The organism is Bacillus sp. I-2 (genome assembly GCF_001974945.1).
GTDB lineage: Bacteria > Bacillota > Bacilli > Bacillales > Bacillaceae > Bacillus > Bacillus safensis.
On the sequence record NZ_LZRW01000022.1, the window covers coordinates 246,911 to 269,191 of the forward strand.

Consider the following 22,281-nt stretch of genomic DNA (forward strand, 5'->3'; position numbering starts at 1 on the left):
GCATGTCTTTTTTTAATCTTCCATAAAAATACGTTTCGCTTCGTAGTAAAGCACCTGCACAAATTTCTTCACATTGATACGGGTGTGTTCTTCTCTTCCGCTCATCTCTTTCGTCAATTCACTCATTTTCTTTCGTACGATGGTGAAATCGAAAAATTTAGATGCATAATTTTCAAATGTTGGATGGGAAAAATCAGTTAGCCCAAGTGATGCGATGTGTTTCAATGATTGATTGATCGCACGCCTTACCCGCTGTTCGGCTGCCTTTGCTTCTCTTGCGATGTCTGCCGATGTATAGGGCTTACCTAACTTATCCTCCGTAATCCCAGTGAAAATGATCTTTAAAGAAGGAAAGGAATCATGATGATCAGCATGCAGCGCTAAATACTGGTCTGTAAACAGAATCATATCTAATAAATCTTTAGACCCCTTCTCACCAACAATACCAAGCTCCGCCAGCAAAAACTGACCTGCCTCTGCAAGACTTTTCCCCCGCTGCTTCGTTTTCGTCTGACCGCGCTGCTGAAATTGCATGACCGATTTGAGTGAGTGCTGAATATTTTCAATTGAATGCTCTAAATGAAGACGTTCAATCATCAGATGGAGGACACTTAAGACCTCTACACGATTGATCGGCTTTGTCACATAATATTCGACGCCAAGCGTATACGCCTGTCCGATTAATTCCTTTGTTTCAACCTGTGACAGCATTAAGTATTTCCCATGAAACTCATCCTTGATCGCTCGAATCGTTTCAAGCCCGTCCCTTTCCGGCATCAATAGATCAATACATAAGATATCAATGTGCAAATCATTTAAGTAGCTGGCTGTTAGCTCTGCGCCATCCTCTGCTTCCCCGGCCACAATGCCAAGCTCTTCATCTTCAATGAGCTGAGCCAGTGAAGAACGAACGGCTTCATCATCATCAACAATAAAAAATCTCATCTCCCAATCCCCTCTTTTCTACTGACTTGATCTACTGGTATCGTTAATGTGAAAATCGTTTGTTCATTTGGGATACTCTTCATCTCAACACTTCCGCCAAGCTTCTCTGCTGTATCCTTTACATAGGCAAGCCCGATACCGCTCGATGGATTCCCAGCCTGGTCGTATTTCAAAGTGAAGCCAGGTTTAAAAATCACATGATGATTACGTTCTTTTATGCCAGGCCCGTTGTCGCTGATTTGAAAAATCACGTGGTTTTCTTTCTGTGAAATAGAAAGTGACACCTCTCCTTCTACAGGAATGGCTTCCACAGCGTTGGATACGATGTTATTTAACAAAGATAGAATGGTATACACGTGATAGGCGGGATGCTGCCCATCTTCAGCATAATGAAAGACGATGTTTTTTTTAAGAGATTCTGCATAATTTTCATGAATGCGAATGACAAGCCCAGCGATATGAGAAGGACTCTCATAAGCCTGGAAATTTTCCTCATGAATCAGCTTTGATAAGGCAGAAAAAATCCGCTGATTATCCTTTTTGATTTCATGCACCTCTCCTGCAATTTGCAAGGCGGTTTTACCGAGCTTTTGCAAATCCAATGATTCCGCATCCTTTGCATGGTGAAGGGATTGATATAACTGATAGGATGTGGCCGTAATGTGCTCAGCATGTGCGAGTGTTTTATGAAAATATGTAGATTCTGTGTAAAGGTTAGACAGAAGCATCAGCAAATGTTCCTTTTCCTTTTTCATCTGACGCTCTCTCGCCTGCTCTTCATATAAGCGAATCATTGTATAACAAGCCAACACGAAAAAGCTTCTGAAAATCGCCAAAACAAATAATTGAAACAGCGTCCGCACCGTTAAAATTTCATCCATCGTGCCTCGAAGTGCGATGATCTCAACAACGCTTGCGCACAGCTCCATGACGATGCCTGTTGCGCCAATCAGCCATGGCTGATCGCGGAAACGTCTGACCTTCAATAAATAAAAAAGTGTGCCATAGACGACATAATAAAGCAGGGAAGGAAATCTTAATGAAACTGCCTCTTCAAGCGGAAGATGCCCTGTCACGGCTGTATCAAGCAGCACGCGAAACGCAAAAACAGATATCCCAGCGATGATGCCGCTTGCCCATGCCGGAAATCTTTTCATTTGAAGCAGGATAAAGAAAAAGACAACGGTTCCAAAGCTGACCCGAAAGCTGTCCTCAAACGGATAAAATTTAAACTCTCCGCCAATCGGCGTCAGTACAATGAGCAGCACAATTAAATAAGGCTCTGTATTCAGCCATTTTTTCAGTAGATTCAAACGCAGTCACATCCCTAATAATTGACGATAGTATACTATGTGAGCTAAAGAAAAACAAACCTCCATGAAAAAGCGCACACCGGAACTTTGCCGGTGTGCGCTTCTCATGATGCCGCTTAATCTTCTAAACGATCCTTTTCTAAAAGTGATGCACCAGCAATACCTGGTTTTGTCATTTCAAAAGGATTTAAGATGACATCAAGCTCTTCCTCTGTTAACACATCATTTTGCAGACAAAGCTCACGTACAGATGCACCTGTAAGGATGGCTTCTCTTGCAATTCGTGCAGCCGCTTCATAACCAATGTGCGGGTTCACCGCCGTCATGACACCGGCACTCTTTTCTACATATTCTTTTAATCTAGATTCATCTGCTTTTAGGTCACGCAAGCAGTTGTCCACGAAGGACTCGAATACATTTTTCATCATGCTGAGAGATTGAAGCAGGTTGAACACTAACACTGGTTCCATGACGTTTAGTTCAAGCTGGCCAGCCTCTGATGCAAGACAGATTGTATGGTCGTTCCCAATGACTTGGAATGCCACTTGGTTCATGACCTCAGGCATAACTGGGTTGACTTTTCCTGGCATGATGGATGAACCTGGCTGTCTCGGCGGCAGGTGCAGCTCACCAAAGCCTGCTCTTGGACCTGAGGCCATCAGACGAATATCGTTCGCCATTTTGGACATGTTCATCATACATACTTTAAGAGCAGCCGATACTTCTGTATAAGCATCCGTATTTTGCGTTGCATCGACTAAGTCTTCAGCGCCAACTAACGGTAATCCGCTAATGTCAGATAGGTAACCAACCACTTGGCGAATATATTTAGGATCTGCATTCAATCCAGTTCCGACTGCTGTTGCACCCATATTGACTTCATATAAATGCTGTCTAGACTGCTTGATACGTTTAATATCACGAGCAAGAACTTTTGCATAAGCACTAAACTCTTGTCCAAGTCTGATTGGAACAGCGTCCTGAAGATGCGTGCGTCCCATTTTGATGACATGATCGAATTCCTGCGCTTTTTCGGTCATGACTTGATGCATGTTTTCCATCGTATAAAGTAGTTTTTCAATCATATTCAATGTTGAAATATGAATCGCTGTTGGGAAAACGTCGTTTGTTGACTGCGACATGTTCACATGCGTGTTTGGACTTAGCTCAGTATAAGCGCCTTTTTCCTTTCCTAGTAGTTCAAGCGCTCTGTTTGCAATGACTTCATTGGCATTCATATTCATTGAAGTGCCAGCCCCGCCTTGAATTGGATCGACAATAAATTGATTGTTCCATTTTCCTTCGATGACCTCATCTGCGGCTTGAACAATTTTTTCTCCAAGACCAGAATATAGTCGCTGTGTATCCATATTTGCAAGTGCGGCTGCCTTTTTGACAATCCCTAATGCTTTGATGAGTTCCTCATGAATACGGTAGCCAGTAATTGGAAAGTTCTCCACTGCACGTAATGTTTGAATTCCATAATATGCTTGAGTGTCTACTTCCTTTTCACCTAGAAAGTCTCGTTCGATTCGAACTTGCTTGTCCTGTAGCTTCGTCATTTGAAAAGATCTCCTTTTTTACGCTGCTTTTGTTTGTTGTTTTAATTCCTCAATATACTTCTTCGATTTCTCTTGATCAAATACTTTTTCCCACTTAGACATGACAATGGCTGCAAGTGAGTTACCAAATACGTTCACTGTTGTACGAACCATGTCAAGAAGTCGGTCGATCCCAACGATGAAGGCAAGTCCTTCAAGCGGCAGTCCCATAGCACCAAGAGTTGTGATGACAACAACGATCGATGCACCTGGTACACCAGCCATTCCTTTAGATGTCAGCATTAAAATTAATAGTAACGTAATTTGCTCATAGATGGAAAGCGGCATGCCGTACATTTGTGCAACAAATATCGCAGCAATGGATTGATAGATGGCGCTTCCATCTAAGTTAAAGGTGTAGCCTGTTGGAATAACGAACGACGTGATCGCTTTCGGGCAGCCGAACTTCTCCATTTTGTCCATTAATCTAGGCAGTACAGCTTCTGAACTTGCTGTTGAGAATGCAAGAATGATTTCTTCTTTTAATACTTTAAATAGTGTAAAGACGCTTGTTCCAGCCATTTTCGCAATAATGCCAAGTACAACAATGACGAAGAATGCCATTGTACCGTAAACGACAAGTACCAGTTTACCTAGCGGGAGAAGCGCTCCGACCCCGAATTTGATCACCGTCACACTGATGAGCGCGAATACACCAAATGGTGCAAACTTCATCACTTTATTGGTCACCCAGAACATGGCTTCGAGTATACCCTCAAAGAATCCTAATACTGGTTTTCCTTTGTCTCCAACTGCGGCAATTCCTAATCCGAATAAGACTGTAAAGAAGATGGTTGGTAATAAATCACCTTCTGCAATGGATTGGAAAACGTTTGTCGGTACAAGATGCACCAACGTTTCTGAGAAAGTCGCTTTTTCAGAAGAAGCTTTAGATGTCTCTTCATATTTAGAGATATCGCCTTTCTCCATGTTGCTCATATCAATTCCTGTACCAGGATGGAACAAGTTTGCTGCAAGCAGTCCAACTGCTAATGCAATCGTTGTCACAATCTCGAAGTAAAGAATGGTTTTTCCGCCGAGTCTTCCGATCGTTTTCATATCTCCAACACCTGCAACTGCTACAATCAATGCAGCAATAACAATTGGAAGAACGATCATTTTAATTAAATGGATGAATATATCGCCAATCGGCGTTAACACATTAATAACGGTTTCATTTTGATAAAACAGCGCTCCCACGACAACACCCAGAACAAGTGCAATGAGTATTTGAGAAGCTAACCCTAACTTTTTCATACGTGAACCCCCTTTTTTTGATAACGCTTTCTTTGTTGCTTAATCGCATCTTAACGACGAACCTACAAAAAACGACAAAAAAGAACAAAAAGAAGTGAATTTTTTATGAAAAATCTTTAAAAAGGTGGGTTTTTCCACAATATTGTAAAAAAAAGACTTCGCTTTTGGCGAAGTCTTAGAATATAGACAACGTGCTAAAATGATTTTGTTTTAGCACGTTGTCTTCTTTTCAGCGTGATAGAAAACCTTTGAAGTCTAGGAAGGGCGAGCACCAGCGCGGAGCGAATAGACATTCGTGAGCACTGGCGCACAGACCTGACAAAGAATGCGAGGGTTTGTCTACACGCTGGGACTTCGCTTTTGGCGAAGTCTTAATGATTTTGCATTTGTTCACTTGGTGTATGCTGATTTGAATAAAATTCATCATAAATCGCATATCCAATAAGTACAAGAGCAACATAGAGCAATGCACTAACGGTCCAAATCCATTTGACATTCAGCTTCATTCTGCCACTCCCTCTCTAACTGGCTTCAATCGCTGCAATCTGAGCGCATTCAGCACAACGGACACGGAGCTAAAGGCCATTGCTGCTCCTGCAAGCCATGGCGCAAGGAAACCAAATGCAGCGATCGGTATCCCAATACAGTTATAGGCAAGCGCCCAAAATAGGTTTTGTTTAATGTTTCTCATTGTTTTTTTACTAAATTCCAGCGCATCTGCAATGGCATGGAGATCTCCCGTCATGAGCGTAATATCTGCTGCTTCCATGGCAACATCTGTCCCTGTTCCCACAGCCATCCCAATATTCGCTGTTGCAAGAGCTGGGGCATCATTGATACCGTCTCCGACCATGGCGACTTTTTTTCCTTGTTCCTGAAGTGCTGCAATGTGAGCCGCTTTTTCTTCAGGCAGCACTTCAGCAATGACATGATCAATACCTGCCTGTTTCGCAATCGCCTCTGCTGTTAGTTTATTATCACCTGTCATCATCACAACGTGAATCCCCTGCTCTTTTAGACGAGCGATGGCTTGTGGAGAGGATGATTTGATTGTATCTGCGACCGCTACAATGCCGGCGAATTCTCCGTCAATCGCAACGAGCATAGCTGTTTTCCCTTGCTCCTCCAGCGTTGTGACAGATGCTTCCATTTGCTCATATTGGATATGATGTTTCTGTAATAGCTTACGCGTTCCAATCAAAAGCTTGTGTCCTGCTGCCTTTGCTTCAATTCCATGACCTGGATCTGCTTGGAACGCTTCAACCTCGACCGCTTCAAGACCTCGTTCCTTCATACCGTCTGTGATCGCCCGGGCAAGCGGGTGTTCCGACTGCTGTTCTGCCGATCCTGCTAGCTGCAGCAGCGTATCTTCTGTCCAATTGGCATATGCCAGTACATCTGTCAGACTAGGCTCTCCTTTTGTCACAGTCCCTGTTTTATCTAACACGACCGTGTCGAGTGATTGAGTCACTTCTAAATGCTCTCCGCCTTTAAACAGAATGCCTGATTCAGCCGCACGGCCGCTGCCAGCCATAATAGAGGTTGGTGTCGCAAGGCCGAGCGCACACGGACATGCGATGACAATGACGGCTATAAAGGTTTCAAGTGCTGACGTCACATTTCCTGGGTCCACAAAGAAAAACCATATGAGGAATGTGAGCACAGCAATTCCTACAACAATAGGAACAAATATCCCTGATATTTGATCTGCCATTCTTTGAATCGGTGCCTTTGAGCCCTGCGCTTGTTCTACGACTCGGATAATCTGTGAAAGAGCGGTCTCTTTCCCGACTTTAGTCGCTTTTATTTTGATGAATCCATTTTTATTGATCGTTGCCCCAATGACCATATCTCCTGCTGTTTTATCAACAGGCAGACTTTCTCCTGTAATCATGGACTCATCTATTGCGGTTGTCCCCTCTATGATTTCTCCATCTACCGGTACTTTTTCCCCGGGTTTGACAAACACAAGATCATTCACTTTCACGTCAGAAATAGGCACAGTCATCTGTTTGCCATCTCGCTCGATAACCGCTTCTTTTGCTTGTAAGCCCATCAGCTTTTGAATCGCTTCTGATGATCTTCCTTTTGCTCTTGCTTCCATTAATTTTCCGAGCACGATCAACGTAATGAGGACAGCACTTGTTTCATAATAGAGGGCTGCCTCATGTGTGCCTCCAATCGCTGACTGAATGCTTTCATATAAACTATAGAAAAACGCGGCAGATGTCCCAAGTGCGACAAGAACATCCATATTGGCACTTTTATTTCTTAAAGCCTTATACGCCCCTACATAAAAGGGCCAGCCGACAATGAACTGCACCGGCGCTGCCAACGCCAGCTGTACCCATGGATTCATAAACGCTTCTGGCAGCCAAATAAAGGACGTAAAAGAAAAATGGCTGACCATTGCCCAAAGAAGCGGCAGTGATAAAATCATCGAGAATAAAAAGCGTGCCGTTTGCTTTTCTATTGCAGCTTGCCGGTGATCTTTTTTTCCTTCCTCCGCTTGATCTGCTGCTGGTTCTATTAAAGAATACCCAATAGACTGCACCGCATCTTTTATGTCATTTGCAGACGTTTGGCCCGGATGATATGTGACCTGAAGTGTCTCAAGGGCAAAGTTGACAGACCCGTGATCGACACCGTCCATTCGGTTAATTTTTTTCTCGATTCGGTTTGCACAAGCTGCACACGTCATTCCCTCTATATCAAATTCTGCTTGCTCCATCACCACATCATAGCCAAGAGATTGAACTTTTCGCTTCAAATCATCTGGTGTTAGCTGCTCTGTTTCATAGACGATATGGGAAGTTTCAAGCGCCAGATTCACACTGGCATCCTCCACACCTTCCAGCCTATTCAATCCCTTTTCGATGCGGCCTGCACAGGCAGCACAGGTCATACCCGTAATTTGAAAATCAATTTCCTTTTTCATTGACCTCACCTCTCCACATACTCCAAGGGGGTATTATTTTTTGAAAAAAATACGTGCTGTTTTGCAGCACGTCTACTTATTTATACGACATCATATCCCTGTTCTTCAATCACATCAGAAATACGGTGTAACGTGACTTGATCCGGGTGAAATGAAACCTCCACCTGTCCTTTGTCTAAATGGACTTTCACAGATTCCACACCTGCTAATTCTCCTACATTTCCTTCGACTGCTTTCACGCAATGTCCGCAAGACATGCCCTGCACTTGAAGTGTTGCTTGTTCCACTTCTCATCGCCTCCATCAATCATTTTCTACAATTTACTATACCCTAGTAGGGTATCAATGTAAACATAAATGCTACGATTTTGTCAGTTTCGTAAAGACCGTCATTAACTCTTCAATGGCTTCATCCCCATTGCCGCTCTTGATAGCATCTGCAACACAATGATGTGTATGCTTTTCCATCAAATGAAGACTGACTTTTTTCAAAGCCGCATTGACTGCGGAGATTTGATTCACAACATCTATACAGTAACGATCGTTTTCAATCATTTGCTGAATCCCGCGAACTTGTCCTTCCACTCGTTTCAAGCGATTGATCAATTGGTCCTTTTCCTTTTCGGCTCTAGGCGAAGCCATATGTCTTTCTTCATGTTCTGTCATGTGATCACCTTTTTTCCATTATGACTTGTCTGTACCTAAATTAAAGCATATCTCCACCGGAAAAGGCAAAGATATGCTGAGCACCGCAGATAAAGCGGTGTTTGTCCTAATTTGTTAATTGTTCGATATCCTGCAAAAGATTGACGGATTGCTGAAGCTGTTTCATCAATCCCTGCTGATCCTCCAGTATGGCGGCAACATCGATATCGCCTGCTTTTAATTGCTGTAAATACGTTTGGATCTCCTCTGACAGCACTTTATTTTTTTCAATGATTTGTGCATGAAGGTCTTCTGCCATTTTTGGCGCTGTGACGTCATTAAAATCTTGAATGTCTGCCTTCAATGATTCAAGCTGCTGCGTTAATTCTGCTTTTTTGGCGGCATTTTGCACAGCTTCTTCAGCGAGTTTTGGAAAATCCTCTGTAAATTGCTGAATGTCTGTCACATAGTCATTTGCCTCAGTGACATATGTCGTTGTATCGTTGACCTGATCAAGCAAGCCGGAGCACCCGCTTAATACAAGCGTTCCGGAAAATAGGCAAGCCATCACATATTTTTTCAAGATCGATCATCCTTTCATCTGTAGGATTAAAAGCATCATTTGTTCCGCTCCTCTATCACACAGATGCAAAAAGACCTTAAAAATAGCCAGACCTTTGCCTCATGTGTGATAGGCAAAGGTCTGGCTAACATTGTTCATGCCGGAATGGCCGAGAAACAACGAATGTTTCTGTAGTGACGACCAATCCGTAAAAGCTACTCCCCTTTAGGAAACCGTTCAAATGTTATGTTTATCATATCGAATGTCAGGACAACAGTCAATTCCAAAGATCCTGCTCTTGATACAGCACATGGCCCTTACCAGTGGATGCATAAATCCGGTTCCGCCCTTGGCGTTTTGACATATACAAGGCCTGATCCGCTTCAAATAGAAGTGTCTCTAATACACAAGGATCATTGGCTGTGTGAGCAATTCCAAAGCTCGCTGTCACTCGCACTTTTTCCTCATCATTCGTAAAGAAACTTGCTTCAAACGAATGTCTTATTTTTTCCGCGATATGACATGCCTCTTTAAATGACTGATGAGGCAGACAAATGGCAAACTCTTCTCCCCCATATCGTCCAAATAAATCATCCATTTGTAAATGCTCCTGACAAATAGAGACAACATGACGCAGCGCTTCATCCCCAATATGATGTCCGTGTGTGTCATTGATTTGTTTAAAGAAATCAATATCAAACAGCATAACAGCCGTATCCTGTGCATCCTCTTCCAGGATCATCTGCGTTCGTTCGATGAAAGAAGAACGATTGTAAATATTCGTCAAACCATCGATATACGCACGACGCTCCAGCTCTTCCTGCAGCAAACGCTGCTCTGTTACATCACTGATCACTATTTGCCTGCCCTCGATCTCTCCTCTTCTATTAAATAGAGACGAAGCGGTCAAATGATAATAGCAGGACTGGTCTTTTTCCTTTTTCCACATTAAATCATATTGCGAATGATCCTGCGGAGAGCGCAGCCATTGAATGAACGCTGAATCTTTGATGATTGCTGAGAAAATATCGTCGATTTTATGGCCAATTCCCTTTTTATTCGCAAGTGCTGGAATGATCGATGCAGCAGCGGGATTGTAGTCAATGAGTGTCCGATATCGATCTAAAATTAGAACCCCTTCAGACATATGCTCAAACACACGCTCCATTGCAATGGGAGACAGCTTAAAGAGCTGGAACGACATAATTGCCCATAAATAGAGTGCGTTGGTGATAAACATCACCACAGGAACCGGATCAATATGTAGGGGTGTAACGCCTAATAAATAAATAAAAGAAGTCAAAATTGGTAATGACATTCCCACTAACAGTATCAGAATCTGCTTTAAATATTCTTTTTTTGTGACACGTAAAAACCAAAGCAGCATAAAGATAGCAAGCATCGAACAGCCAAACGTATAAACGCCATGAATGATATACCAATAGCCAATCGTAAAATCAGCCAATAAAAACCCATCTACTGGATTCGTCGTGATGCTTCGATAAAAGAGTGAATGTAAAGAGTTGGTGAACACCATAATGGTTGTGAGAGTTGGAATCAATAAGATGAGAAGCACGCGGCGCTTTGTGAAATATTGATGAAACCCCGTAAATTGAAGCACAATCAGCAGACTGAGCGGTGCGATAAACGGTAGACCTATGTATTGAAAACAAACCCAGAACATGATTTCTCCAGGAGTACGAGCCAATAATTCAAACGTATGCCCAAAGATATAAATCGCAGTTGCTCCAGACATGTACATAAACAATTGACAGCCAATATACCGATGGCGGTTTGCATGAGCAATGATTGATAATATCACGGACAGAATGCCAGAAACACTCATGATCACAATAAAATGTAAAACAATCGAATCCATGTAAACGCCCCAATTTCAGTTATTTAGAACTAGTCTAATCTTACTATATATGAGGACGTCACAAATGGGAAGATGTGATTTTGAATTGGTTGGAGGTTTTTTGTAAAATTTCAGGCGTCAACGGTTCGTGTTCCCTTATATTTTCACTACTTTTTGCTTAATTTGAGGGACAAGTATGTTGCGTCTGGAGAAATATATGTACAATGTGGAGATCAATGGAGAGGAGACTCGAAAGGAATATGACTTTTTGGATGATTATGACGGGGCTGTTTATGCTGATTCTTTTAGAAAAACCGTTTGAAAAAAGAAGTTCTGGATTGTTATTTTTGATCAGTTACCTGCTGCTGATTGCGGTTTATGTAATTCAGACAACGTTTGTTGAACTTGTGCCGGATGGATTTTTGATGATGATTGCGGTGGTTGTCGTTTTTCCTTTGTTTGTTCGGTTGGTGGTGTCTTCTTTGAAAAACCGTACATAAGAAAAGAGATGCCAGATGTGGCATTTCTTTTTCTTATGTGAAACAAGGTCGGTTAATCATCCCTTAAAAAGTTCCAGCATTATTTTTCCAAATCAATGTTTTGATTTGTCCTTTGGTGTATCTTTAGCTTTCTCATCTTCAATTTTACTAACTTCTGTTTTTGCAAGAACCATCTCTTCTAATGCTTTCTTCATTCTAGAATCTATGAAATTTAAATCATCACCGTCTACCTTATCTTGCTTTGCAACCTTTAAAATATCTTTGAAAATCGGCTCTAAGTTGTCATCTGTTTCTACTAAGTAACTATTTACCTTTTTATACGTATCTGGAACTTTGTTTTCATTTTCTTTGGCTTCGTTAAGTAATTCTCGCAGGCTATCAATTTTCTTCTCAAGTTCACTAGCCCATTCTTTATCATAAACATCATCCATTGGAACTAATGAAAAAAAGAAAGGCATAATTCTATCTTCAAAACGTTTTAAATACCCCTTATACCATGCAGCATATTCTTTATCGGTCATCTTTTCAATTTTTTCTTGTTTTGCCGGCGCTTTATTTGATGATGAACCGTTTCCTGTTTCATTTTTACCGCATGCTGTACCCATCATCAATGTAAATACTAGAAGAAATACTGAAATCATTGTCCTTTTGTTTGTCTTCATATGTGAATTACTCCTTATCCTTTGAAACTTTTTCTACTTCGTCATCGGCTTTGGCTGTTTGATCATATGCTTTGTCGAGTCTTTTCGAAATGTTATCCAGTGATTCAAGATCAAGATTTTCAAGTGCTTTCGGTGTTTCTTCTACGGCATATTGATATCCTTTGTTTGCTTTTAGCAAATACTCATGTGCTTTTTTATAAGCACCAGGAACGTTTTTCTTTTCATTACCCTCATCAATGACTTTTTGTACATCAAAAAGTGACTTCTCGACAGATCCAAGCCATTCATCATTACCTGCATCAATTGCCACCATCTTTTTAGCAAACGCAAGCATTGTGTCTTCAATATCACTTCTGTAATTTTCATACCACTCGGCATATTCTTTTTCTGCCTTTTGGTTGCTGCACGCTGTACCGAATACCATCAGCACGGCAAGCATAATCATCATTGCGATTAGTGATTTAGTCTTTACTTTGTTCACTGAGATAAACTCCTTCTGCATTCCTGCTGATATTTTCAAGCTTTAAGTTTAATAAAATTCACCCACTAATATATGGTGTAACATCCCTACATTTCATCGGTTAAAAGATAGTTATATTTAGCTATTCATTCAATTTATTAGTGAAAAAATTCCCATTTGGCTTTTCTGTTAAAAAAAGCATAAAAAAAAGACGCTATCAATAGCGTCTTCTTGTATTTAATCTCAATTTTTCATATTGCCAGACCCGCATCAAGGGCTTTCAAACCCTTGATGCGACTGCATTCTAAAAGTTTTGATGGAGACGGTGGGAGTCGAACCCACGTCCAGAGACATCGATTACTTAAGCGTCTACGAGCGTAGTCAACATATTTACGTGTTCACTCATCCTCATGCCTGCTGACGGGCGCTTGGAGAGCTAGTCTGATGGATCTCTTCTTACGTCCTCAGACGGAAACGTAAGCGTAGCCTACTTCATTGGGCTCCTCACAGACACATAGGCGATGTCAGGAAGAGCTCGCTGCGCTTATTAGGCAGCTAGTGCTAAGTTTTGGTTAAAACTTTTAGTTTTGCCAGTTACATTTAAGTGCGTGTTAACGAGATCGCCTCTCGGCTCGCAGCCTAAGCTCGAACCATCCCTGTCGAATCCGTAACGTCCCCTTGTAAAAGGGATATACGGGATGGAAGTTCAGCTTCACTGCTTCCGTATATAACTATTATAACAATCTTACTGCTCGAAACAACTGGTGGTTTCTGTCAAAATAGCGATGATTGTTTACTGCATAACATATTGTAGCATAATGCTTCCGCTCTCAGCAAGCCATCAGCATCAGGCTAGAATTGCTTTTGACGATCGCGGAAGGCACGTTCGATTTCACGTTTTGCATCTTTTTTCTTCAGATCTTCACGCTTATCGTATTTCTTCTTCCCTTTTCCGATTCCGATCAGCACTTTGGCAAAGCCATTTTTCAAATAGAGTTTCAGAGGCACAAGTGAATAGCCTTCTTCCTTCGTCGCACCAATCAATTTGCTGATTTGCTTGCGATGAAGCAGCAGCTTTCTCGTTCTCAGCGGATCATGGTTATAACGGTTCCCTTGTTCGTATGGGCTCACGTGCATATTATGAAGAAACACTTCTCCTCGCTCGATTTTGGCAAAGGAATCTTTTAAATTCACTTTTCCAGCACGAATCGATTTGATTTCAGTTCCTTGTAATACTAGGCCGGCTTCGTATGTTTCTTCTATAAAGTAATCATGATTTGCTTTTTTGTTTTGGGAAACAACTTTTCCCTCTCCCTTTGGCATTGGCGTACACCCTCCTTTTGACACAAACACGGTCCAAATCGTACGGATTATTTTATCAAACAATCCAGCTTTCGACAATGCTGACGCCATGTGGTCAAAAAGCAAATAGAGCGGGATGCCCTATTTGCTTTTTGGCACGTTACTTTTTCTTTTTGCGTTTTTGTTTCGGTGCGTTTTCAAATACGCGTTTTTTCTTTTTCTTCTTTTTACGGTTTGTGAACCAGTCACTTCCGCTTTTATCCTCTTTGCCTTTTTCCCCAGAGGCTTTTTGACCTCCACGGCCTTTTTTCGCTGGTGGATCTGTCCGTTTTTTGAACTTGAAATCTTTTGGAGATTTACGGCGAGTGCCTTTCATCCCGACGATTTCAAAATCAATTGAGTGCTCATCTTTATTGACATTCACGACTTTGACAGTGATTTCATCACCGATACGGTAGACATTCCCTGTACGTTCACCGATCATAGCAAAGTGCTGTTCATCAAAGCGATAGTAGTCGTCAGTCATGTAGCTGACATGGACAAGACCTTCTATCGTATTCGGCAGTTCAACGAATAGTCCGAAGTTCGTCACGGAACTAATCATGCCATCAAACTCTTCACCGATTTTATCTAGCATAAACTCTGCCTTTTTCAGGTCATCTGTTTCACGCTCTGCATCGACTGAGCGGCGCTCCATTGTAGATGCATGATCTGCGATTTCAGGCAGCAGCTGGCCCCACTTTTCTAAGGTCGCTTCATCTGTCTTTTTCTGAATCAAATAGGTTCTAATCAGTCTATGCACGATTAAATCCGGGTAACGGCGGATTGGTGATGTGAAGTGTGTATAGAATTCCGTTGATAATCCAAAATGGCCAATGCTTTCTGGATCATACTTCGCCTGTTTCATAGAGCGAAGCATCACAGTTTGAATGACGACTTCTTCTGGTTGATCCCTGACAGCATCGAGGACACTTTGAAGTGCGCGCGGGTGAATGTTCGTTGACGTCCCTTTCACAATGTAACCAAACGTCGTCACGAACTCTAAAAAGCGCTGAAGCTTCTCAGGATTTGGTTCTTCGTGAATTCGGTAAATGAACGGAACATTCATCCAGTGGAAATGCTCTGCAACCGTTTCGTTTGCAACAAGCATGAATTCTTCAATTAATTTCTCTGCAACGGAACGCTCACGAATGACAACGTCTTTCGCTGCGCCTTCATCATCTACAAGTACTTTTGCTTCCTTGAAATCAAAGTCTACAGCTCCGCGCTCCATTCGTTTGTCACGAAGAATCTCTGCAAGCTTCTCCATCTCTTGGAACATCGGAACAAGCGGCTCATATTTGTTTAGAAGCTCTTCATCTTGGTCGACTAAAATCTTATTCACATCGGAATAGGTCATTCTCTCTGTCGTTTTGATCACACTTTGGAAAATCTCGTGTTTGACGACTTTCCCGTTACGATCAATAACCATTTCACAAGACAAGGTGAGACGATCGACCTTTGGATTTAATGAACAAATACCGTTTGACAAACGATGCGGAATCATCGGAATGACGCGGTCGACGAGATACACACTCGTTCCACGTTCATAAGCTTCCTGATCAATCGGGGAATTCTCTGTGACATAATGAGAAACGTCTGCAATGTGTACGCCAAGCTTATATTTGCCATCATCCAGCTTTTGCACAGTTACGGCATCATCTAAGTCCTTCGCATCTGCACCGTCAATCGTCACAATCGTTTCATTGCGCAAGTCGCGTCTGCCTTCAAGATCTTTTTCATCAATCGTTTCCGGTGTGTCTACTGCCTGCTGAAGTGCTTCTTCTGGGAACTCACCTGGCAGACCGTGTTTATGAATGATCGACAAAATATCAATGCCAGGGTCATTTTTATGACCGAGGATTTCAGTCACTTCACCCTCTGCACTCATTCTTCCTTCAGGATAGCTTGTCAGCGTCACAACGACTTTATGCCCTTCGACCGCACCGTTTTTAGCGGATTTCGGAATGAAGATATCGTTTGTGATTTTTTTATCATCAGGAATGACAAAGCCAAAGCTTTTCGTTTCTGTATAGGTACCGACAACCGTCTGAGTATTACGCTCGAGAATACGGATGACAGTTCCTTCTTTTTTCGTGCCGTTTGATTTGTGGCTGACACGAACCATGACGGTATCGCCATTCATCGCTGTGCCTAACTCATTTGGCGGAATGAAAATATCATCCTGTCCAAACTCTTCAGGCGTTACAAATGCAAATCCTTTTGCATGAGCAGACAGCTTTCCTTTTACCAAATTCATTTTTTCTGGTACACCGTAACGGTCGCTGCGCGTGCGAACGATGAGTCCTTGATCCTCCAGCGTCACAAGTGCTTTGACGAGCTCTTTATAATCATCGGGATTGGTAATCTCCATCATGACTTCCAGCTCTTGAACAGTTAACGGTTTATACGCTTCTTCTTTCATAAAAGCGAGTAATTCATCCATAAATTCTTCTTTTTGCACACTCTAACCCCCTATATATTTAAATTGACCAATCAAGTGATTCTAAGAATGCATAGACATCCTGATGAACCTTCTCCCGCTCTTTATCAAGCGTGATGACATGGCCTGATTCTTCATACCATTTCAAATGCTTATCATCTGTCTCTACTTCGTTATAAATGATATTCGCACTGTCTGTATTAATCATATGATCGTGACGTGCCTGCACAACAAAAGTAGGTGAATAGATCATGTCGACATTGTTTCTAACATCTGCAATCAGTTCTTGCAGGCTCCTCAGTGTATTCATTGGTGTTTTCTTGAACGATTCCATTTCTTGTTCAATTTGGTCCTCTGACTTACCCTCAAATTTCTTATAGTTACGGGCATAATCTAGTACACCCTGGTACATGACTTCTTCACTTTTTATGTACATAGGTGCACACATAGGTACAATTCCCTTTACAGGTACAGTGTAACCTAATTTCAATGAAAAAACTCCTCCGAGGGATAGTCCGCAAACTGCAATCTCCTCATAACCTTCATCTTTTAAGAATTGATAGCCTTCTTCTACATCTTTCCACCAATCAGCCGGGCCTGTATGGACAAGCTCTTCTGGCGGCACACCGTGTCCTTTATATTGAGGTGCATGGCATGTATATCCTCTTTCGTTCAAATAACGGCCAAGCATTCGAACATCGGCTGTATTCCCAGTAAAACCGTGAAGAAGAAGCACCGCCTTTTCTCCACCTTTAAACGTAAATGGTTTTGGTGTAACAACTTTCATGATGTGACTTCCTTTCCTTCTGATATGGTTTATATTTTCCACTTGTATGTATGAAACAAACACAAAAGAGTGCTGATAATAAAAAAAGGTCTGAAAAAAGATCAGACCTTCTGTTACTCGCGCTTTACACGCCTAAATATGCCAATGCAAGTGTTAAGATGAAGAAAAGCACTGACAAAATAACCGTTAATCGGTGAAGAATCAAGTCAAGGCCTCTCGCTTTTTGCTTACCGAAAAGCTGCTCGGCTCCACCTGAAATAGCGCCTGACAGTCCAGCACTTTTACTTGATTGTAGTAATACAACGATGATAAGTGCGATACTGACAATTACGAGTAATGTGATAACAAATGCGTGCATGAAAACACCTCCAGACAAACTGGTACACATAACTTTATTTTACATGAAAACAAGGTGCATGTCACGAAACATCAAAATAAAGATTTCCTATATATTGTCGACTTGATACGTTATTTTGATACAATTTCGTTCCAAAGTGCTGGCTGCAGCATTTTTATATGCAATTTTTCGGTTAAAAACACATTTTTAATGAGTTGCTTCTTCCTTCAATAGCTGTTTTAATTCTACTAACAAACGTTCAGCTCCTTCAGGACTCAGCATCACGTTCCCATTTCCATAGCTTTTGTTGTACTTCGTCACTTGTCCTGTTAACAGGCAGCTCTTATCTGCATCATATTTTTTCAGCATAATGGTTTGATCTTCAACGAAAATTTCTAACAGCTGCTCTTCTTTAATATTGAGTACCTTGCGCATTTCTGAGGGCAGAACAATTCTGCCAAGAGAATCAATGTGTCTGACCATCCCAGTCCTTTTCAATGACATTTCCTCCTTGATGATTAATATGATGATATCATTTATTGACTTTTGTCAATATCTTCATAGTAAAATAGATCTTCAAATTTTTTATCAAAGTAATGAATCATTTTGCCAATGACAAGCTGTCCTGGTTTTCGGTGACCATTTAATACCCTGCTAAGTGTGGCAGGAGAGATGCCAATTTCATCAGCGAGCTGATTTAACGACATATCGTTCTCGATCATATACTGCATGACAAAAGCCCGCCTGATCTGAATCTTTTCGACCATCATTACAACCTCCTATGGAATCATTATGTACAACATGTAAGGCTCTCACATCAAGCAGATTCATTAACTTATGTCAACACTTTTACCCCTCTGCTATTTCCTTTGGTCAATGATCGTACTAAAATAAGTCATATACTGAAATGTGAGGTTCGATGTCATGAATCACTTTGGTGAACAATTACGCATTTTAAGAGAAAATAGAAAAATGTCGGTCAATCAGCTTGCCATGTATTCAGGTGTAAGCGCTGCTGGAATTTCTCGTATTGAAAATGGAAAGCGCGGTGTGCCAAAGCCGTTAACCATAAAAAAATTAGCACACGCCTTGAAGGTGCCTTATGAGGATTTAATGCTGCTTGCCGGTCATATTGAACAGGAACAAGTTCATGAAATGAAACCGAAATATGAGTCCATGTTAAAAATCTATCAAACGGCGCTTCAAAAGGATGTAGAACATCTCCCCATTTTTGACGGGGACAAATGGGAAAGGCTCTCCGCACAAGACATCAGCCAGCTGAATGAATACTTTCTCACGCTCATCAACCAAAAAAGGTGAACAAATAGCGGGGCATAACCCTAATGTACATCCACCATTAACTAATGTCAATATTTTCATGGTGCACTTATTGCCAATAGTCAACAAATCATGTAAAATAGACATATCGAATCTATAACCATGTGAGGTTTTGCCTTGATGAACTTTGGTGCATATTTAAGAGCATTACGTGAGGAAAAGAAGCTGTCGGTGAACCAATTAGCGATGTATTCTGAAGTTAGCGCTGCCGGTATATCTCGTATTGAAAACGGGAAACGCGGCATTCCGAAACCTCCTACGATTAAAAAGCTAGCTGGTGCGTTAAAGGTACCTTATGAAGACATGATGCAGGCTGCGGGCTATATTGAGGAAGCCACTTCTGTCCAACAGCTCGAGGAAAATGATCTTTCTTTATCCAAAATAAAAGAAGCCGCAGCGCAATATGAACTTACTGATCTCGAAATATTTGATGGTGACATATGGTCGACCCTTTCGAAAAAAGAAATAGAGGACCTCAACCGCTATTTATTATTTATGTTAAACAGCCGTTCGTCCTCATAAATGTTTAAGCTTTTTGCGCCGATTTATGACAGATTTACGGTATAATGGGTTCAGATTGGAGTGAAGAAAGATGAATCAATCTGACATGTGCCCGCGGTTTGAAAAAGCAGTTGAGTTATTGAGTAAACGCTGGGTGGCACTGATTGTTTTTCAGCTTCTCTCAGGTCAGCAGCGCTTTAGTGAAATTGAGGCGGCTCTGACAAATTTAAGCGGAAGAGTATTATCTGAGAGATTAAAAGAGCTGGAAGCAGCAGGTATTGTAAAACGGGAGGTTTTTGCTGAAACACCCGTGCGCATTGAGTATTCTTTAACAGATATGGGGCGTTCACTTGCACCCGTTTTTGAGGAAATTGCGAAGTGGTCCTCTGAATGGATCACGCTTGAATCATAAAATACCAGCATGCGAACCGCCTGATCTTCATAAAACAACCTCCCTTACAGATGTAAGGGAGGTTTTGTTTCAACCGCTTAAGCAGATGTGATGTTTTTTTCAGCTAACGCTTTTCTTTCCTTTTTCTTGTTTGTCGGGCTTAAATAGCGTTCGAGCCAGCCCATGACAAGGTCAGCAATAATAGCCATAAGTGCAGTTGGAATCGCACCTGCTAAAATGATGGCTGTTCCGTTTGTGGCGTTTGATCCTCTGATGATGATATCACCAAGACCTCCCGCGCCCACAAATGTTCCAATCGCTGTAATACCGATGGCAATGACCAGTGCGGTTCTTAAACCAGCCATAATGACTGATAAAGCAAGCGGTAATTCAACCATTCTCAGCACTTGCCATTTCGTCATGCCCATCGCTTTACCTGATTCTAAATAGGCATGTTCAATGCTGACAATGCCTGTATACGTGTTTCGGATAATCGGCAGAAGTGAATACAGAAAGAGTGATAGGATGACTGTATTTGCACCAAGTCCTAATACAAGCATCAATACAGAAAGCATCGCTAATGCCGGTATCGTTTGAATGACATTGGTAATGGCAAAGACCCAATTGCTCAGCTTGCGGTAATGCGCCACAAAGATGCCTACTGGAATCCCGACAATCGCCGCAAACAGCACCCCATACGCCGACATGAGAAAATGCCGATAAAATTCTTCTAACACATATGACCCGTTCTGCTGATAATACGTCCATAATTGCTGCAGTGTGTCCATCAGCCTTGACACCTCCCCATCTTACTCAAAGTAATTGTGTTTTTTCAGGAAATTCTTCGCAACGGTTGCTGGTTCTTGAAGCTCCCCGTCGACTTGATAGTTCAGCTCTTGCATTTGTTCTGTATCGATTTTTCTGATCAGCCTGTTGATCACCTTATCAAGCCCTGGATTTTCTTTTAAGACTTTCTCCGGGACTACTGGTGATGCATCATATGGCGGGAAGAACCGTTTATCATCTTTTAAGATTTTGAGATTATAGGCTTTGATTCGTCCATCTGTTGAATAGGCAAGCACAATATCCATTTTTTCATTTTTTAATGCATCATAGACTAAACCAATCTGCATCGGATACGTGCTGCCAAATTTGATTCCGTATGTTTTCACGAATCCGTCATAGCCGTCGCCTTTCTTTTTGAGCCAAATATTATCGACACCAAACCGGTAATTGTTCGCATTCTTTTTCAAATCAGAGACCGTTTCTAACTTGTTTTCCTTCGCCATCTTCTGCGTAACAGCAAAGGCATACGTATTATCAAATCCATAAGAATCAAACCATTTGTAATCATAGCGTTTTTTAAATTCTTTTTGGACGATCTCCATCGCACGCTCCGGGTCTTTTTCCGCATCCATTCCAAGCGTGCTTGTTAAATCCGTGCCTGAATATCTTGTCGCAGAAATGTCGACATCTCCGTTTTCCATTGCTTTCTGCTGCACAGTGTTGGAACCTAGGTTTTTCACAATGGTCGTCTTTTTATCTGTGTAATGTTCGATCATATCGCCAACCATATAGGCCATAATTTCTGATTCGGTAAAGTTTTGTGCTCCAATTCGCAGCGTGCCCCCTGAGGAGCCGGCTAGTCCAGGAAGTGAACAGCCGCTTATCAATAGCAAGCATCCGGCAAGCAGTGCACTGATCCATTTTGTTTTTCGATTCTTCACATAAGCCAACTCCTTATGAAACTTCCTTCAATCCTTTTAAGCCTTCTGGTGTTACTTTTTTCTCCAGCTTCATTAATGATAGGTCGATGATGACTGCTAAAATTGTGACTGGTATCGCACCCGCAATAATAAATTCCGGCTGATACAGCTGAAGTCCAATCAAAATGTAGTCACCTAGACCGCCTCCACCAATAAAGGCTGCAAGTGTTGTCCAGCCAATCAAATAAATCGTTGACGTTCTGACACCTGCCATAATGACCGGTACAGCAAGCGGGAGTTCAACAAGACGAATTTGTTCCCATGTTGTCATCCCGATTCCTTTACCGGATTCAAGCAAGTTTTTGTTCACACCTTGGACCCCGGCATACGTATTTCTTAAAATAGGTAAAACCGAATAGAAAAAGAGAGCAACGATTGCAGGTATTTTCCCAACCCCCAAAATAGGAATAAAAAAGGCAAGAATCGCTAAACTAGGGAGTGTTTGAAAGATATTCACGACACCGATGATAAAACCTGCGCCTCGTTTCATTCGTGTGAGAACCACGCCTAAAGGAACGGCAACAAGAATACCAAGCACAACAGCAATTAAGGAAATATATAAATGCTCCCACATTTTTGTGAGGAGTTCCCCACCATTTTTCTCTAGAAAGTCGATGATTTGATCCATGTGTACACC

Annotated in this window: 25 protein-coding genes and 1 other RNA gene; 4 read left to right on the forward strand and 22 right to left on the reverse strand. The window is 41.8% G+C overall.

What is annotated here, in order from left to right; genetic code table 11:
* Positions 1-12: 12 nt before the first annotated feature.
* The 10 genes from BAE31_RS07600 to BAE31_RS07640 form a co-directional block, all read right to left on the reverse strand.
* Positions 13-945 (reverse strand): response regulator, encoded by a 933-nt coding sequence (locus BAE31_RS07600; protein WP_076840029.1) that lies wholly within the window; start codon positions 943-945, stop codon positions 13-15.
* Entirely contained in the window at positions 942-2,258 is a 1,317-nt protein-coding gene (locus BAE31_RS07605) for an ATP-binding protein (protein WP_076840031.1), read from the reverse strand. Before BAE31_RS07605 ends, BAE31_RS07600 begins: the two co-directional genes overlap by 4 nt.
* 116 nt (positions 2,259-2,374) lie before the next feature.
* Positions 2,375-3,820, reverse strand: a complete 1,446-nt coding sequence (gene aspA / locus BAE31_RS07610; protein WP_024426050.1) for an aspartate ammonia-lyase — start codon at positions 3,818-3,820, stop codon at positions 2,375-2,377.
* Between the two features lie 18 nt (positions 3,821-3,838).
* Positions 3,839-5,116: a cation:dicarboxylate symporter family transporter gene (locus BAE31_RS07615; RefSeq protein ID WP_024426051.1), complete on the reverse strand. Its 1,278-nt coding sequence runs from the start codon at positions 5,114-5,116 to the stop codon at positions 3,839-3,841.
* 371 nt (positions 5,117-5,487) lie between these two features.
* Positions 5,488-5,622: a hypothetical protein gene (locus BAE31_RS20030; RefSeq protein WP_264082723.1), complete on the reverse strand. Its 135-nt coding sequence runs from the start codon at positions 5,620-5,622 to the stop codon at positions 5,488-5,490.
* Positions 5,619-8,054 (reverse strand): heavy metal translocating P-type ATPase, encoded by a 2,436-nt coding sequence (locus BAE31_RS07620; protein WP_076840033.1) that lies wholly within the window; start codon positions 8,052-8,054, stop codon positions 5,619-5,621. The genes BAE31_RS20030 and BAE31_RS07620 overlap by 4 nt, the downstream gene beginning before the upstream one ends.
* Positions 8,055-8,134: 80 nt before the next feature.
* Entirely contained in the window at positions 8,135-8,341 is a 207-nt protein-coding gene (gene copZ / locus BAE31_RS07625; RefSeq protein ID WP_024423475.1) for a copper chaperone CopZ, read from the reverse strand.
* A 72-nt stretch (positions 8,342-8,413) separates the two neighbouring features.
* Positions 8,414-8,719 (reverse strand): metal-sensing transcriptional repressor, encoded by a 306-nt coding sequence (locus tag BAE31_RS07630; RefSeq protein ID WP_012011272.1) that lies wholly within the window; start codon positions 8,717-8,719, stop codon positions 8,414-8,416.
* A gap of 106 nt (positions 8,720-8,825) precedes the next feature.
* Positions 8,826-9,281 carry a DUF6376 family protein gene (locus tag BAE31_RS07635; protein WP_076840035.1) on the reverse strand — a complete coding sequence of 152 codons (456 nt, stop codon included), beginning with the start codon at positions 9,279-9,281 and terminating at the stop codon, positions 8,826-8,828.
* A 256-nt stretch (positions 9,282-9,537) separates the two neighbouring features.
* Entirely contained in the window at positions 9,538-11,139 is a 1,602-nt protein-coding gene (locus BAE31_RS07640; protein ID WP_076840037.1) for a histidine kinase N-terminal 7TM domain-containing diguanylate cyclase, read from the reverse strand.
* 239 nt (positions 11,140-11,378) lie between these two features.
* On the opposite strand from BAE31_RS07640, the gene BAE31_RS07645 reads away from it, so the two are divergent.
* Positions 11,379-11,618 (forward strand): hypothetical protein, encoded by a 240-nt coding sequence (locus tag BAE31_RS07645; RefSeq protein WP_076840039.1) that lies wholly within the window; start codon positions 11,379-11,381, stop codon positions 11,616-11,618.
* Positions 11,619-11,710: 92 nt separating this feature from the next.
* On the opposite strand, the gene BAE31_RS07650 is transcribed toward BAE31_RS07645, so the two are convergent.
* The 9 genes from BAE31_RS07650 to BAE31_RS07690 all read right to left on the reverse strand — a co-directional run bounded on the left by BAE31_RS07650 (position 11,711) and on the right by BAE31_RS07690 (position 18,418).
* Positions 11,711-12,280, reverse strand: coding sequence for a hypothetical protein (locus tag BAE31_RS07650; RefSeq protein WP_076840041.1), 570 nt, complete (start codon positions 12,278-12,280; stop codon positions 11,711-11,713).
* A 7-nt stretch (positions 12,281-12,287) separates the two neighbouring features.
* Positions 12,288-12,761 (reverse strand): hypothetical protein, encoded by a 474-nt coding sequence (locus BAE31_RS07655; RefSeq protein WP_241770472.1) that lies wholly within the window; start codon positions 12,759-12,761, stop codon positions 12,288-12,290.
* A 293-nt stretch (positions 12,762-13,054) separates the two neighbouring features.
* Positions 13,055-13,418: a transfer-messenger RNA gene (gene ssrA / locus BAE31_RS07660) on the reverse strand.
* Positions 13,419-13,592: 174 nt separating this feature from the next.
* The gene (gene smpB / locus BAE31_RS07665; protein ID WP_012011279.1) at positions 13,593-14,063 is read right to left on the reverse strand and encodes an SsrA-binding protein SmpB; all 471 of its coding nucleotides are present in this window, start codon (positions 14,061-14,063) and stop codon (positions 13,593-13,595) included.
* 139 nt (positions 14,064-14,202) lie between these two features.
* Positions 14,203-16,545 carry a ribonuclease R gene (gene rnr, locus BAE31_RS07670; protein WP_041107812.1) on the reverse strand — a complete coding sequence of 781 codons (2,343 nt, stop codon included), beginning with the start codon at positions 16,543-16,545 and terminating at the stop codon, positions 14,203-14,205.
* 19 nt (positions 16,546-16,564) lie between these two features.
* On the reverse strand, positions 16,565-17,311 hold the full coding sequence (locus BAE31_RS07675) for an alpha/beta hydrolase (protein ID WP_076840043.1): 747 nt from the start codon (positions 17,309-17,311) through the stop codon (positions 16,565-16,567).
* A gap of 124 nt (positions 17,312-17,435) precedes the next feature.
* Positions 17,436-17,669 (reverse strand): preprotein translocase subunit SecG, encoded by a 234-nt coding sequence (gene secG, locus BAE31_RS07680; protein WP_003212746.1) that lies wholly within the window; start codon positions 17,667-17,669, stop codon positions 17,436-17,438.
* A 186-nt stretch (positions 17,670-17,855) separates the two neighbouring features.
* Entirely contained in the window at positions 17,856-18,146 is a 291-nt protein-coding gene (locus BAE31_RS07685; protein WP_076840045.1) for an AbrB/MazE/SpoVT family DNA-binding domain-containing protein, read from the reverse strand.
* 38 nt (positions 18,147-18,184) lie between these two features.
* Entirely contained in the window at positions 18,185-18,418 is a 234-nt protein-coding gene (locus tag BAE31_RS07690; RefSeq protein ID WP_024426059.1) for a helix-turn-helix domain-containing protein, read from the reverse strand.
* Positions 18,419-18,572: 154 nt separating this feature from the next.
* Here BAE31_RS07690 and BAE31_RS07695 point away from each other — a divergent pair, with 154 nt between their 5' ends.
* The 3 genes from BAE31_RS07695 (at position 18,573) to BAE31_RS07705 (ending at position 19,899) form a co-directional block, all read left to right on the forward strand.
* Positions 18,573-18,968, forward strand: coding sequence for a helix-turn-helix domain-containing protein (locus BAE31_RS07695; protein WP_034280928.1), 396 nt, complete (start codon positions 18,573-18,575; stop codon positions 18,966-18,968).
* Between the two features lie 138 nt (positions 18,969-19,106).
* The gene (locus BAE31_RS07700) at positions 19,107-19,508 is read left to right on the forward strand and encodes a helix-turn-helix domain-containing protein (RefSeq protein WP_075621764.1); all 402 of its coding nucleotides are present in this window, start codon (positions 19,107-19,109) and stop codon (positions 19,506-19,508) included.
* A gap of 70 nt (positions 19,509-19,578) precedes the next feature.
* Positions 19,579-19,899, forward strand: a complete 321-nt coding sequence (locus BAE31_RS07705; RefSeq protein WP_024423485.1) for a winged helix-turn-helix transcriptional regulator — start codon at positions 19,579-19,581, stop codon at positions 19,897-19,899.
* A 77-nt stretch (positions 19,900-19,976) separates the two neighbouring features.
* On the opposite strand, the gene BAE31_RS07710 is transcribed toward BAE31_RS07705, so the two are convergent.
* Genes BAE31_RS07710 through BAE31_RS07720 form a run of 3 tightly spaced genes read right to left on the reverse strand, consistent with a single transcriptional unit; the run spans position 19,977 to position 22,272 of the window.
* Complete coding sequence (locus tag BAE31_RS07710) at positions 19,977-20,666, reverse strand: ABC transporter permease (protein ID WP_034280931.1); 690 nt, start codon at positions 20,664-20,666, stop codon at positions 19,977-19,979.
* 21 nt (positions 20,667-20,687) lie between these two features.
* Complete coding sequence (locus BAE31_RS07715; RefSeq protein WP_076840047.1) at positions 20,688-21,605, reverse strand: osmoprotectant ABC transporter substrate-binding protein; 918 nt, start codon at positions 21,603-21,605, stop codon at positions 20,688-20,690.
* A 13-nt stretch (positions 21,606-21,618) separates the two neighbouring features.
* Complete coding sequence (locus BAE31_RS07720; protein ID WP_024423488.1) at positions 21,619-22,272, reverse strand: ABC transporter permease; 654 nt, start codon at positions 22,270-22,272, stop codon at positions 21,619-21,621.
* Between the last annotated feature and the right edge of the window lie 9 nt (positions 22,273-22,281).

Coding starts and splice junctions, on each gene's coding strand:
- BAE31_RS07695 (WP_034280928.1), top strand. CDS start 18,573: ATGAATCACTTTGGTGAACAATTACGCATTTTAAGAGAAAATAGAAAA.
- BAE31_RS07690 (WP_024426059.1), bottom strand. CDS start 18,418: ATGATGGTCGAAAAGATTCAGATCAGGCGGGCTTTTGTCATGCAGTAT.
- BAE31_RS07720 (WP_024423488.1), bottom strand. CDS start 22,272: ATGGATCAAATCATCGACTTTCTAGAGAAAAATGGTGGGGAACTCCTC.
- BAE31_RS07710 (WP_034280931.1), bottom strand. CDS start 20,666: ATGGACACACTGCAGCAATTATGGACGTATTATCAGCAGAACGGGTCA.
- BAE31_RS07600 (WP_076840029.1), bottom strand. CDS start 945: ATGAGATTTTTTATTGTTGATGATGATGAAGCCGTTCGTTCTTCACTG.
- BAE31_RS07620 (WP_076840033.1), bottom strand. CDS start 8,054: ATGAAAAAGGAAATTGATTTTCAAATTACGGGTATGACCTGTGCTGCC.
- BAE31_RS07705 (WP_024423485.1), top strand. CDS start 19,579: ATGAATCAATCTGACATGTGCCCGCGGTTTGAAAAAGCAGTTGAGTTA.
- smpB (WP_012011279.1), bottom strand. CDS start 14,063: ATGCCAAAGGGAGAGGGAAAAGTTGTTTCCCAAAACAAAAAAGCAAAT.
- secG (WP_003212746.1), bottom strand. CDS start 17,669: ATGCACGCATTTGTTATCACATTACTCGTAATTGTCAGTATCGCACTT.
- BAE31_RS07640 (WP_076840037.1), bottom strand. CDS start 11,139: ATGGATTCGATTGTTTTACATTTTATTGTGATCATGAGTGTTTCTGGC.
- BAE31_RS07615 (WP_024426051.1), bottom strand. CDS start 5,116: ATGAAAAAGTTAGGGTTAGCTTCTCAAATACTCATTGCACTTGTTCTG.
- BAE31_RS07630 (WP_012011272.1), bottom strand. CDS start 8,719: ATGACAGAACATGAAGAAAGACATATGGCTTCGCCTAGAGCCGAAAAG.
- BAE31_RS07675 (WP_076840043.1), bottom strand. CDS start 17,311: ATGAAAGTTGTTACACCAAAACCATTTACGTTTAAAGGTGGAGAAAAG.
- BAE31_RS07650 (WP_076840041.1), bottom strand. CDS start 12,280: ATGAAGACAAACAAAAGGACAATGATTTCAGTATTTCTTCTAGTATTT.
- BAE31_RS07645 (WP_076840039.1), top strand. CDS start 11,379: ATGACTTTTTGGATGATTATGACGGGGCTGTTTATGCTGATTCTTTTA.
- aspA (WP_024426050.1), bottom strand. CDS start 3,820: ATGACGAAGCTACAGGACAAGCAAGTTCGAATCGAACGAGACTTTCTA.
- BAE31_RS20030 (WP_264082723.1), bottom strand. CDS start 5,622: ATGAAGCTGAATGTCAAATGGATTTGGACCGTTAGTGCATTGCTCTAT.
- BAE31_RS07700 (WP_075621764.1), top strand. CDS start 19,107: ATGAACTTTGGTGCATATTTAAGAGCATTACGTGAGGAAAAGAAGCTG.